The organism is Variovorax sp. OV700 (assembly GCF_900099805.1).
GTDB lineage: Bacteria > Pseudomonadota > Gammaproteobacteria > Burkholderiales > Burkholderiaceae_C > Variovorax.
Map to the genome: position 1 here is coordinate 177339 of NZ_FNDR01000012.1, position 12996 is coordinate 190334.

The 12996-nt window shown below is 65.4% G+C and carries 10 protein-coding genes; 2 read left to right on the plus strand and 8 right to left on the minus strand.

Annotation, left to right across the window (positions count from 1 at the left end; translation table 11 throughout):
- Positions 1-40 precede the first annotated feature (40 nt).
- Positions 41-943, plus strand: a complete 903-nt coding sequence (locus BLR24_RS24420; protein WP_093021967.1) for a carbohydrate kinase family protein — start codon at positions 41-43, stop codon at positions 941-943.
- 79 nt (positions 944-1022) lie between these two features.
- On the opposite strand, the gene BLR24_RS24425 is transcribed toward BLR24_RS24420, so the two are convergent.
- From BLR24_RS24425 to ccsA, 8 genes are all read right to left on the minus strand, one after another.
- Positions 1023-1535 carry a histone H1-like DNA-binding protein gene (locus BLR24_RS24425; RefSeq protein WP_093021970.1) on the minus strand — a complete coding sequence of 171 codons (513 nt, stop codon included), beginning with the start codon at positions 1533-1535 and terminating at the stop codon, positions 1023-1025.
- A gap of 196 nt (positions 1536-1731) precedes the next feature.
- Positions 1732-2910, minus strand: a complete 1179-nt coding sequence (locus BLR24_RS24430; RefSeq protein ID WP_093021972.1) for a ribonucleotide-diphosphate reductase subunit beta — start codon at positions 2908-2910, stop codon at positions 1732-1734.
- Positions 2911-3088: 178 nt separating this feature from the next.
- Entirely contained in the window at positions 3089-6001 is a 2913-nt protein-coding gene (locus BLR24_RS24435; RefSeq protein WP_093021975.1) for a ribonucleoside-diphosphate reductase subunit alpha, read from the minus strand.
- Positions 6002-6350: 349 nt separating this feature from the next.
- Positions 6351-6971 carry a 1,6-anhydro-N-acetylmuramyl-L-alanine amidase AmpD gene (gene ampD / locus BLR24_RS24440; RefSeq protein ID WP_093021978.1) on the minus strand — a complete coding sequence of 207 codons (621 nt, stop codon included), beginning with the start codon at positions 6969-6971 and terminating at the stop codon, positions 6351-6353.
- Entirely contained in the window at positions 6958-8508 is a 1551-nt protein-coding gene (locus BLR24_RS24445) for a sigma-54-dependent transcriptional regulator (RefSeq protein WP_093022028.1), read from the minus strand. The genes ampD and BLR24_RS24445 overlap by 14 nt, the downstream gene beginning before the upstream one ends.
- A gap of 25 nt (positions 8509-8533) precedes the next feature.
- Positions 8534-10231 (minus strand): two-component system sensor histidine kinase NtrB, encoded by a 1698-nt coding sequence (locus tag BLR24_RS24450; RefSeq protein WP_093022031.1) that lies wholly within the window; start codon positions 10229-10231, stop codon positions 8534-8536.
- A 16-nt stretch (positions 10232-10247) separates the two neighbouring features.
- On the minus strand, positions 10248-10508 hold the full coding sequence (locus BLR24_RS24455) for a PP0621 family protein (protein ID WP_093021980.1): 261 nt from the start codon (positions 10506-10508) through the stop codon (positions 10248-10250).
- Positions 10505-11314: a cytochrome C assembly family protein gene (ccsA, locus tag BLR24_RS24460; RefSeq protein WP_093021983.1), complete on the minus strand. Its 810-nt coding sequence runs from the start codon at positions 11312-11314 to the stop codon at positions 10505-10507. Before ccsA ends, BLR24_RS24455 begins: the two co-directional genes overlap by 4 nt.
- Positions 11315-11430: 116 nt before the next feature.
- On the opposite strand from ccsA, the gene ffh reads away from it, so the two are divergent.
- Positions 11431-12819 (plus strand): signal recognition particle protein, encoded by a 1389-nt coding sequence (gene ffh, locus BLR24_RS24465; RefSeq protein WP_093022034.1) that lies wholly within the window; start codon positions 11431-11433, stop codon positions 12817-12819.
- The last annotated feature ends 177 nt before the right edge of the window (positions 12820-12996 follow it).

The window sequence follows — 12996 nt, forward strand, 5'->3', positions numbered from 1 at the left end:
GCCCCGCTCTTTTTTCACCATTCCCAACCAACGGTTCACCATGGCAGCAGTGATTTGCGGTTCCCTCGCGTTCGACACCATCATGACTTTCGAGGGCCGGTTCGCCGACCAGATCCTTCCGGACCAGCTGCACATCCTCAATGTGTCGTTCCTGGTGCCGGGCCTGCGGCGTGACTTCGGCGGCTGCGCCGGCAACATAGCCTACAGCCTGAACGCGCTGGGCGGCACGGCGCTGCCGATGGCCTCGCTCGGCAGCGATGGGGCCGACTACCTGGAGCGCATGCGCGGGTTGGGCATCAGCACCGAGTTCGTGCGCCAGCTGGACGACACCTTCACGGCGCAGGCGATGATCATGAACGACGTCGACAACAACCAGATCACCGCGTTCCACCCCGGCGCCATGCAGCAGGCGCACCTCACAAAGATCGCCGCCCGCGAAGACATCCACGTCGGCATCATCGCGCCCGACGGCCGCGAAGCCATGCTGCAGCACGCGGAACAGTTCGCGGCCGCCGGCATCCCGTTCGTGTTCGACCCGGGCCAAGGCCTGCCGATGTTCGACGGCGATGCGCTGAAGCATTTCGTCGAACTGGCGAGCTGGGTCGTCGTCAACGACTACGAAGGAAAGATGCTGTCGCAGCGCACCGGCTGGAGCCTGGCCGAGATTTCGAAGCGCGTGCGCGGCCTGGTGGTCACGCTGGCGGGCGAGGGGTGCGAGGTCTGGACCGACGGCGAACGCGAGCATGTGCCGGGCGTGACGCCCGCCGCCGTGGTCGAGCCCACCGGTTGCGGCGATGCCTGGCGCGGCGCGCTGCTGTTCGGCCTGGAAAAAGAATGGCCACTCGCGCAGTGCGCGGCATTGGGCAACCGCATTGGCGCACTCAAGATTGCGCAGCGCGGGCCGCAAAACTACCAGATCGACAGGCAGGCGCTCGGCCTCTGAGCCGCGGGATCAGGCGCCCATAAAAAAAACCCGACACCGTGAGGTGCCGGGTTTTTTGCCGTCAAGGCCGCTGAGAAGCTCAGGGCTTGCTGGCCGTCGGAAACGGCCAGGCTGCCTGTGGGTTCAGCGTCGTTTGCGCAGCAGGAGCAGGCGCTGCGGCAGGGGCTGCCTTTGCAGCCTTCTTCGCAGCAGGCTTCTTGGCAGCAGCGGCAGGCTTGGCAGCGGGCTTTTTCGCGGCTTTCTTGGCCGCAGCCTTTTTGGCAGGAGCCTTCTTGGCGGCAGCCTTCTTCGCAGGGGCCTTCTTGGCAGCGGCCTTCTTGGCCGGAGCCTTCTTGGCAGCGGCCTTCTTGGCAGGAGCCTTCTTCGCCGGAGCCTTCTTGGCAGCGGCCTTCTTGGCCGGAGCTGCCTTCTTCGCGGCTACCTTCTTCGCAGGCGCCTTCTTGGCGGCTACCTTCTTCGCTGCGACCTTCTTGGCCGGAGCCTTCTTCGCAGCTACCTTCTTGGCGGGAGCCTTCTTAGCGGCCGCGACCTTCTTTGCCGGAGCCTTCTTTGCAGCGGCTTTCTTAGCCGGCGCCTTCTTTGCAGTTGCCATTTCTATTTCTCCTTGATCAAGTTGAAAAAATCAACCTATTGAAGCACTCCACGCACGTTGGTAGCGTGAAGCGATTCATGGCGTTGGAATCTGAGCCCCAGCACCATGAACACCTGAGCCCTCGTCCATGCCGCGCTCTTCGGCGCGATCGGTGGCAAGGGCAATTCTTGAATTCATTAATTCTTGTCGGAAAGATTCAATCCCACGAGAGCGCGCCGCCCGATTGGTACTCGATCACGCGGGTCTCGAAAAAGTTGCGCTCTTTCTTCAGGTCAATCATCTCGCTCATCCAGGGGAACGGGTTTTCCTCGTTCGGGAAGAGCGTTTCGAGGCCGATCTGCTGTGCCCGCCGATTGGCGATGTAGCGCAGGTAGCCCTTGAACATGGAGGCGTTCATGCCGAGCACACCACGCGGCATGGTGTCTTCGGCGTATTTGTACTCGAGCTCGACGGCCTTCATGAAGAGGGCCTTGATTTCCGCCTTGAACTCGTTGGTCCAGAGGCCGGGGTTCTCGAGCTTGAGCTGGTTGATCAGGTCGATGCCGAAATTGCAGTGCATCGATTCGTCGCGAAGGATGTACTGGTACTGCTCGGCGGCACCGGTCATCTTGTTCTGGCGGCCCAGCGCGAGGATCTGCGTGAAGCCGACGTAGAAGAAGAGGCCCTCCATCAGGCAGGCGAACACGATCAGCGACTTGAGCAGCGTCTGGTCGGTTTCGTGCGTGCCGGTCTTGAAGAGCGGGTCGCTGATGGCGTCGATGAACGGGATCAGGAACTGGTCCTTCTCGCGGATCGACGGCACTTCGTTGTAGGCGTTGAAGATCTCGCTCTCGTCCAGGCCGAGCGACTCGACGATGTACTGGTACGCGTGCGTGTGGATCGCTTCTTCGAACGCCTGGCGCAGCAGGAACTGGCGGCATTCGGGTGCCGTGATGTGGCGGTAGGTGCCCAGCACGATGTTGTTGGCGGCCAGCGAATCGGCGGTCACGAAGAAGCCGAGGTTGCGCTTGACGATGCGGCGCTCGTCTTCGGTCAGGCCGTTCGGGTCTTTCCACAACGCGATGTCGCGCGTCATGTTCACTTCTTGCGGCATCCAGTGGTTGGCGCAGGTGGCCAGGTACTTTTCCCAGGCCCACTTGTACTTGAACGGCACCAGCTGGTTGACGTCGGTCTGGCCGTTGATGATGCGCTTGTCGGAAGCCTTGACGCGCTGCGCAGCGACGGGGGCTGCTGTGGGCTGCTGTGCAATCGACGAAGTCGGAGCATCCACCGATCGGCCTGCGGTCATGCCGCTGGTCGATGCGTGGTGTTGCTGCAATCCTTGTTGCATATCCTTTGATAAGGAGGGCTTGACTTCTTCGTCCCAGGTCAACATAGAAAAATCCAATGCTCAATTATCGGAGCAACGATGTGAGTTGCAAAGTGCTCGTTCACGTCGCGCTCCATTTATGTGGTTGTTATGTTGCTCTCATGCATCGCGCGATGTCAGTCGATGCCGTGATCGACTGAGAGTTCGCGCGTCGTGCATGCACCTCTCTGACTTCACTGACGCGTCATTGGCATGCTTCGCAAGTCGGATCGTCGACGCCGCAGAACGCGATGTCGGTCGCAGGCATCGCACTCATCTGCGCCTTCGCTGCGGCTGCCGCAGCCTCGAGCGCGCTCATGCCCGACGATGCATCGCTGCCCGACGACACCGCGTTGAGTCGGCCCGATTGCACCGTCGACTTCTCGGCGTGCGTCGCGCTTTGCGTGCGCAGGTAGTAGGTCGTCTTCAGGCCGCGCAGCCATGCGAGTTTGTAGGTGTCGTCGAGCTTCTTGCCCGATGCGCCGGCCATGTAGATGTTGAGCGACTGCGCCTGATCGATCCACTTCTGACGGCGCGCGGCGGCTTCGACCAGCCACGTGGTCTCGACTTCGAACGCGGTGGCGTAGAGCGCCTTCACGTCCTGCGGCACGCGGTCGATCGGGCGCAGCGAACCGTCGAAGTGCTTCAGGTCCATCACCATGACGTCGTCCCACAGGCCCAGGCGCTTCAGGTCGCGCACCAGGTAGTGGTTGATCACGGTGAATTCACCCGACAGGTTTGACTTGACCGAGAGGTTGCCGAAGCAGGGTTCGATGGACGCGTCGACGCCGATGATGTTGGAGATGGTCGCGGTCGGGGCGATGGCGACGCAATTGGAATTGCGCATGCCGTCGGCCTTGATCTTCTGGCGCAGCGCGTCCCAGTCGAGCGTGGCCGAGCGGTCGACCTCGACGTAGCCGCCGCGGGCTTTCTCGAGCAGTTCGAGGGTGTCGATCGGCAGGATGCCCTTGTCCCACAGCGAGCCCTTGTAGCTCGAGTACTTGCCGCGCTCGCGCGCCAGTTCGGTGGACGCCCAGTAGGCGTGGTAGCAGATCGCTTCCATCGACTCGTCGGCAAACTGAACGGCCTCCTGCGAGGCGTACGGAATGCGCAGTTCGTACAGCGCGTCCTGGAAGCCCATCAGGCCCAGGCCGACCGGACGGTGGCGCAGGTTCGAGTCGCGCGCCTTCTTCACGGCGTAGTAGTTGATGTCGATCACGTTGTCGAGCATGCGCATCGCGGTTGCGATCGTCTTCTTGAGCTTGTCGTGGTCGACCTTGCCGTCCTTCAGGTGCTGCAGCAGGTTCACGGAACCCAGGTTGCAGACGGCGGTTTCGGTGTCGCTGGTGTTCAGCGTGATCTCGGTGCACAGGTTCGACGAGTGAACCACGCCGGCGTGCTGCTGCGGCGAGCGCACGTTGCAGGCGTCCTTGAATGTGATCCAGGGATGGCCGGTCTCGAACAGCATCGTGAGCATCTTGCGCCAGAGGTCCGACGCCTGGATGGTGCGGGCGGGCTTGATCTCGCCGCGCGCGGCCTTTTCTTCATAGGCCACGTAGGCCTTCTCGAAGTCGGCGCCGAACAGATCGTGCAGGTCGGGAACGTTCGAGGGCGAGAACAGCGTCCAGGTGCCTTTTTCCATCACGCGGCGCATGAACAGGTCGGGGATCCAGTTGGCCGTGTTCATGTCGTGCGTGCGGCGGCGGTCGTCGCCGGTGTTCTTGCGCAGCTCCAGGAACTCCTCGATGTCGAGGTGCCAGGTTTCCAGGTAGGTGCAGACCGCGCCCTTGCGCTTGCCGCCCTGGTTCACGGCCACGGCCGTGTCGTTCACCACCTTCAGGAACGGCACCACGCCTTGCGATTCGCCGTTCGTGCCCTTGATGTGGCTGCCGAGCGCGCGCACGCGGGTCCAGTCATTGCCCAGACCGCCGGCGAATTTCGACAGCAGCGCGTTTTCCTTGATCGACTCGTAGATGCCGTCCAGGTCGTCGGGCACGGTGGTCAGGTAGCAGCTGGACAGCTGCGAGCGCAGCGTACCGGCGTTGAACAGCGTGGGCGTGCTCGACATGAAGTCGAAGGACGACAGCACTTCGTAGAACTCGATGGCGCGGGCTTCGCGGTCGATTTCGCCGAGCGAGAGGCCCATGGCCACGCGCATGAAGAAGGCCTGCGGCAGCTCGATGCGGTTCTTGCGCACGTGCAGGAAGTAGCGGTCGTACAGCGTCTGCAGGCCGAGGTAGTCGAACTGGTTGTCGCGCTCGGCCTTGAGCGCAGCGCCCAGGCGGGGCAGGTCGTACTGCAGCAGCTTCTCGTCGAGCAGTTCGTTCTCGACGCCCTTCTTGATGAACTGCGGGAAGTAGTCGGCGTAGGTCTGTGCGCGCTCGGTGGGCATGACTTCGCGGCCGATGATCTCCTTGAAGATCGTGTGCAGCAGCAGGCGGGCGGTCGCGAAGGTGTAGTCGGGATCCTTCTCGATGAGCGTGCGGGCGGCCAGGATCGAGGCCTTGTAGACCTCGTCGAGCGGCACGCCGTCATACAGGTTGCGCATCGTCTCGGCGACGATCGGCGCAGCGGTGATGCCGTCGCCCAGGCCCTCGCAGGCCGATTCGATCAGGCCCTTGAGTTTGTTCAGGTCGAGCGCGACGCGTTCGCCGCCGTCCAGAACGTGCAGCAGCGGCGCGGCCGGCGCTTCTTGCGCGACCTGCTTGGAGCGCTCTTGCGTGCGGCGTTCGCGGTACAGCACATAGGCGCGCGCGATCTCGTGGTGGCCGCCGCGCATCAGGCCGAGTTCGACCTGGTCTTGCACGTCTTCGATGTGGAAGGTGCCGCCGCCCGGACGCGAGCGGACCATGGCGCGGATCACGCCTTGCGTGAGGGCATCGACCGTTTCGCGCACGCTGGCCGAAGCCGCGCCCTGGGTGCCGTGCACCGCCAGGAAGGCTTTCATCATCGCGATGGCGATCTTGTTGGGTTCGAAGGGAACCACGGCGCCGTTGCGGCGAATGATCTGGTAGTTCGCGAGGTTCTGGGCGGTGGTGGAGCCCGCAGTGTCGCGTTGCTGGGACGGCGTGGAGGGAATGGCACGCGGGGTCGATGGGGTGTTCAGGGCAGTTTGCATTCGCTTCCTCTCGGTTGGCAATTCTTGTTGGGTGGCAGCGCCCTGGTCGGGCGTTGCGCCGGCGTTGTTGGCCGGACGGAGACACTATATCTAGGGTGCAGAGGGTCTACAAGCCACTACAGGTAGTGTTTTGTGGAAGTTTAACCCCTACGGGTATTTCTCTAGGATTCGGCATACGGCCATCGGTGCCGCGTGAATACTGGCCTATGGTCGCGCAGGCCGCATGGGGCGTGGCTTGCCGGACGATTTGGGCCTGCAAGGCGCATGGTTGCTACGCTGCGCGTCGGCGTTTGCGAAACGGAGGCGACGCGAGCACAGCGCATCGCAAGGCGCTGCGCGATAAAAAAAATTAGCGTGGGATCGCTTGCTCGGGAAACATTTGCAAGTCCCAGCCGAGTTGTCCGCGCAGCAATTGCCAGTCGAAGCCCGCGCCGGGGTCTTGCTTGCGGCCCGGTGCGATGTGCTCGTGGCCGGCAATGTGGGCAATGGCGTAGTGCTGCGCGACGGCGGCACAGAGGCTGGCCAGCGTTTCGTATTGCGCATCTTCGAAATGTTCGCCTTCCAGGCCTTCGAGTTCGATGCCGATCGAATCGTCGTTGCAGTTCTGTCGGCCGCGCCACGCCGACACGCCGGCATGCCAGGCACGGTCGTCGCAGCTCACGAACTGCCAGAGCTCGCCATTGCGTCGCACATAGAAATGCGAGGAAACCTCGAGGCCGCGGATGGATTGGAAGTAGGGGTGCGCGTCCCAGTCGAGCTGGTTGACAAAAAGCTGTTGCACCGCATCGCCGCCGTATTCGCCGGGCGGCAGGCTGATCGAATGCAGCACGATCAGGTCGGTCTGCGCGCCTGCGGGCCGCGGACCGAAATTCGGCGAGCGCAGCGCCTTGGAGAAGCGATACCAGCCGGCTTGCCAGAGGCCGTCGTCGCCGTTGCTGCCCGCGCTGGCCGGTGCGTCAGTCGTCGGCATGGCTGACGGCACCTTCGTCGCCGTTGGGCGTGGTGATGCCCAGCCGCGCGATGCGGTAGCGGATCTGGCGCAGGCTCATGCCGAGCCGCGCCGCGGCCGCCGTGCGATTGAAGCCGCTTTCGCGCAGCGCGCGCACGAGAATCTCGCGCTCCTGCTGGTCGAGGTAGGCCTGCAGGTCGGAGGGGAGGGCGGCGGATCTGGACTCCGCAACTGCGCTCGCGGCCGGAGCGGGCGCGGGAGGCGAATCGACGCCGGCCTCCGACGCAGAAGTCGGCAATGCAGGCGCGGAGGCTGCCGCGCCTGAGGAGTCGGCCGGAGCCGCGGCAGGCTGTCCTCCTGCCGTCAAGTCGAGGTGCAGCTCGTCGCCATCGTTCAGCGCCACGGCGCGATGCAGCAGGTTCTCGAGTTCGCGCACATTGCCGTCGAGCGGATGCTGCGCCAGGCGGCGCAGCAGATCGGCGGACAGGTGGGGCACCGGCAATCCGCCGTCCTGCGCAATTCGCGCGAGCAGCGCGGCGCAAAGCGCGGGCAGGTCTTCGCGCCGGTCGCGCAGCGCGGGCACCGCAATCTCGATCACGTTGAGCCGGTAGAACAGGTCTTGCCGGAAGCGGCCGGCCTGGACTTCGGCATGCAGATCCTTGTGCGTGGCACTCACGATGCGCACGTCGACCGCGTCTTCCTGCGTGGAACCGATCGAGCGCACGCTTCGCTCCTGGATGGCGCGCAGCAGCTTGGACTGCATCGCCAGCGGCAGGTCGCCGATTTCGTCGAGGAACAGCGTGCCGCCCCGCGCGGCCTGGAAGTAGCCGTCGCGGTCTTGCGACGATCCGGTGTAGGAGCCCTTGCGGGCGCCGAAGAATTCGGCCTCGAGCAGGTTCTCGGGAATGGCGCCGCAGTTGACCGCGACGAACGGGCCTTCGCTGCGCTGGCTGCAGGCGTGCACGGCGCGCGCCACCAGTTCCTTGCCGGTGCCCGATTCGCCGCGCACCAGCACCGGCGCCATGCCGCGCGCCACCTTGGCGATGCGCGACTTGACGAGCCGCATCGGCTCCGAGTCGCCCACCAGCCGTTGGAGCGCCGCGATGCCGCTGCCCGGAATGGCGGGCGCATCGGTGCGCTCGCCCGTTTCCGCGGGTGCGGCCCGCACCGCCTTGGTGGGCAGCGCCTGCTGCGCCTGCACGGCGGAAGCGACCACCGCGCGGAACTGCTTGAGATCGACCGGCTTGGTCAGGTAGTCGAACGCGCCGGCCTTCAGTGCCTCGACCGCGTTCTCGGCGGAGCCATAAGCCGTCATCACGACGCAACGCTCGCTGCGCTGGTTCTTCTGGATGCGATGGATGATTTCCATGCCCTGCCCATCGGGCAGCCGCATGTCGGTGATCACCGCATCGAAATGCGCGGCCTCGAGATGCTGCCAGGCTTCGGAGACGCTCCCGGCGGCCTCGACGCGATAGCCTTCGCGCAGCAACGTCAGCTCGTACAGCGTGCGCAGGTCGGGTTCGTCGTCGATGACCAGGATGTTGGCCGGACGCTGCAGGGAAGGAGGAGGAGTGCTCACGGCGCTATTGTGTCAGCCGGTTTTCGCTTGGCGCAAAGCTGACGAAGAATTCGTTGCCTTCGGGCCCGCCCGCGACGAGCGCGCGCCGTTCGTAGCCGATGGTGGCGCCATGGCGCCGGCACAGCTCGCGGCACAGGAAGAGGCCGAGCCCGCTGGAGCGGCTCTCGGATGAGAAGAAAGGTTCAAACAGGTGGCGCTGCACCGCCGGCTCCAGTGGCGCGCCGTCGCTCCACACCTGCAGGCTCGGCCGGCTGGAACTGCCGCGTTGCATGGTGGTAACGACCTGGATCGAGCCTTCCCGGTTGCCGGCGTAGCGCGCCGCATTGTCCAGCAGGTTCACGAGCAAGCGGCGCAGGTGCTCGACGTCGAAGCGCACTTCGCTGTCGACGGCATCGAGCGTGATCAGCACGCCCTGGCGGTGCGTCTGGCGCACCCATTCTTCGGCCAGCGCACGCACCGCAGGGTCGAGCGCGACCTGCTCGCCGAGCGAGAGCACGCGCTGCTGGCGCGCGCGCGAAACATCGAGCACGTCGTCCACGATGCGGGCGAGCCGCTGCGCGTTGTGCTGGACCATGCTGGTCAACTTGCGGTGCGCGGGATCGGTGAGGTCTTCGTTGAGCAGGGCGCTGGCCTGCGTGATCGCGGCCAGCGGGTTGCGGATTTCATGCGCCACCGCGGCCGACATGCGGCCCATCGCCGCGAGCTTTTCGGTGCGGATGCGGGCCTCCAGTTCGCGCAGGTCCTGCAGGAACATCACGCACAGGCTGTCGACGCGCTGGTCGCTGGTGGGCGTGAGCCGCGTGCGTACCCGCACTTCGCGCGCGGCGCCGCGGGCCTGCGCCACGGGAATTTCCTCGCTTTGGGGAGCGCGGCGCGCAAAGGTCTGGCGCGCCAACGCCGCCAGCGCATGCCAGGCCGGCTGCGCATGCAGTGCGAACGGGAGGGCGAGCCGGGCCAGGCCCTGTCCGAGGATGGCGTCGGCCGCCGGATTGGCCGCATGCACCATTCCCTCGGCGTCGATCACCAGCACGCCTTCGCTCAGTGTCTCGATCACCAGGTCGTTGACTTGCGCCTGCATCTGCGCGCTGCTGCGATTGCGCAGCGCCGTTTCTTCTTCGCGCGCGAGCCGGCGCGCCAGCTCATGCGCCAGCAGGGCCACGACGAAAAGGCCGGTGCCGGTGAGCGCCGCCTGCACGAAGCGGGTGGAGGAGTCGCCGGGCTGCTGCAGCCAGTGCCAACCCGCGTCGGCCAGCAGCAGCAGGGTGACCGTGGCCGTGGTGCCCAGGCCCACGGTCACCGTGCCGAGCACCGCGCTCATGAGCACCGGCAGCGCGAACAGCGGCGTGTAGTTGATGTTGCCGCCCTGGAGCACCTGGAGCGCGGTGAAGGTGCCGAGGTCGATGCCGATGGTGATGAACCACAGCGCCGCGAAGCCCCGGATCGGCGGCGCGAAATGCGCGTAGCGGGCGCCCAGCCAGGTGGCGATCAGGTAGCCGGCCGAAAGCGCGATGGCCAGCGGCTGCATCGTCTGGCCGAGCGCCAGTGCCACGCCCTGAAGCAGCACGAGCACCACCGCAACGAAGCAGCGCGCCGCCATGAAGCCGCGCCACAAGCGCAGCAGCGCGGCGCTCTCGTTATGCCCCGGCTCGAGCAAGTCCCAGTCGGTGGCGGCCTCGCCTCGCGGCCAGAGGGAAGAGCTCATGGAGCGCGGCGTCCGTTCAGCCGCGCTCGGCGGCCTGGCGGTGCGCCACACTGCAGTAGACCGCGTCTCCTGGACCCCCGATCGCATCGCTCGCGGGCAAGTGCAAGCCGCAATGGGCACAGCGCAGCATGGCCTGCGGCGCCGCCGGAGCGGCGGGCGGGCGCTGGGCGCGGGCCGCCGCCTGCTCGCGCTCGGCCTCGCGCATTTCCTCCCGGCGGTTCTTGCGCCAGAGCCAGATGGCCACCCAGAGCACCGCGAGAACGAGAAGGTATTTCATGACGTGCCGCGCGCCAGCACCACTTCGAGCACGAAACGCGAACCCACGTAAGCCAGCAGCAACAGGACGGAGCCGGCGTAGAGCACGCGCCGCGCCGTGCGGCCGCGCCAGCCGAAGCGCACGCGGCCGATCAGCAGCACCGCAAAGCTGATCCAGGCCAGCACCGAGAACACCGTCTTGTGGTCCCACTTCCAGCCGCGGAACGACGCGCCATACAGCGTTTCGCTGAACAGCAAGCCTGCGAGAAGCGTGGCCGAAAGCAGCACGAAGCCGGCCATCACGAAGCGGAAGGTGAGTCGCTCGAGCGTGAGCAGTGGCAGGCCCGCCTGCGGCTCGGTGGCCAGGCGAATCTGTTTCTCGGCCCGCGTGATCAGCCAGGCATGGACGACGGCGGCACCGAACAAACCATAAGACGCGATGCCGAGCGCGAGGTGCAGCGGCAGCCAGGGCGATGCCGAGACGTGCAGCGGCGTGCCCGGAAAAAAGACGCCGAGCAATACGGCCGCCGCCCCCAGCCAAGCCAGCGCACGGCGCACCTTCATCTGCGGGTACATGCTGCTTTCGACCGCATAGACGGTCAGCACCAGCCAGGCGGTAACAGATAGCGCGGGCGCGAAGCCGAAGCGGGGCTGGCTGCCGACGAGGCCATGGCCCAGCACCGCGGCATGCAGCAGCCACGCCAGCCCGAGGGCCCATTGAGTGGTTTTTCGGCTCAGCCTGGCACCAGCGGCAGCGGCAAACCCGTAGGCAGCCGCGGTGGCGATGCCCAGCGCCACCGCGAGGGGGGAGGGGATCGCTAAAATCATCGGTAGAGTTTATCTCCCCCAGGCGTGCGCACTTTCTTCGTGCCGCAGTAACCGGCCGATCTCCAGTTTCCGACTTTCCATTGACCCGCCGCGGCGGGCAGCAAGGCATCTCTTTCATGGCCACCGCCCTCACAGAAAAGTTTTCCCGCCTCGTCAAGACGATGAGCGGCCAGGCGCGCATCACCGAAAGCAACGTGCAGGACATGCTGCGCGAAGTACGCATGGCGCTGCTCGAGGCCGACGTGGCGCTGCCCGTGGTGCGCGATTTCGTGGCGCGCGTGAAAGAAAAGTCGCTCGGCCAGGAAGTGCTGGGCTCGCTCAAGCCGGGCCAGGCGCTGGTCGGCATCGTGAACCGCGAACTCGCCGCCACCATGGGCGAGGGTGTATCGGACATCAACCTCGCAGCCCAGCCGCCTGCGGTGATCCTGATGGCCGGCCTGCAGGGCGCGGGCAAGACCACCACCACCGCCAAACTGGCCAAGCACCTGATCGAGAAGCGCAAGAAGAAAGTGCTCACCGTGTCCGGCGACGTCTACCGTCCCGCCGCCATCGAGCAGCTGAAATTGGTCACGAAGCAGGCCGGTGCCGAATGGTTCCCGAGCACGCCGGACCAGAAGCCGCTCGACATCGCGCGCGCGGCGCTCGACCACGCCAAGCGCCATTTCTTCGACGTGCTGCTGGTCGACACGGCAGGCCGGCTGGCCATCGACGAAGTGCTGATGACAGAGATCAAGCAGTTGCATGGCGCACTCGATCCGGTCGAAACCCTGTTCGTGGTCGACGCGATGCAGGGCCAGGACGCGATCAACACCGCCAAGGCCTTCAAGGACGCGCTGCCGCTCACCGGCATCATCCTGACCAAGACCGACGGCGATTCGCGCGGCGGCGCGGCGCTGTCGGTGCGCCAGGTGACGGGCGTGCCGATCAAGTTTGCCGGCACCAGCGAGAAGATCGATGGCCTCGAGGTGTTCGACGCCGAACGCCACGCGGGCCGGATCCTGGGCATGGGCGACATCGTCGCGCTGGTCGAGCAGGTCACGGCCGGCGTCGACGTGGCGGCGGCGCAGAAGCTCGCGGCCAAGGTCAAGAGCGGCGCCGGCTTCGACCTGAACGACTTCCTCGGCCAGCTGCAGCAGATGAAGCAGATGGGCGGCCTCTCCAGCCTGATGGACAAGCTGCCGCAGCAGATGGCCGCCAAGGCCACCGAGGCCGACATGACCCGTGCCGAGCGCGATATCCGCCGCAAGGAAGGCATCATCCAGAGCATGACGCCGCTCGAGCGGCGCAAGCCCGAGCTGCTCAAGGCCACGCGCAAGCGCCGCATCGCGGCCGGCGCCGGCGTGCAGGTTCAGGAAGTGAACCGCCTGCTCAACGAGTTCGAGCAGATGCAGGGAATGATGAAGAAAATGAAGGGCGGCGGCCTCATGAAGATGATGAAGCGCATGGGCGGCATGAAGGGAATGGGCGGCATGGGTGGCCCTGGCGGCCCCAAGCTGCCGTTCTAGTCATATATAGAGAGGGATGGCTGCTGCCTGGCAGCCGCTCCATGAAAAAAGCCGGCCCAGTGGCCGGCTTTCTTGTTTGCGATGACCCGTCCTGAAATGGGTTGACACCTTTTCCCCCAAGAAAAGGCAAGTCAATGGAATCAGGCGTCAAACGCACGCAGCGTGACTACACGCTGG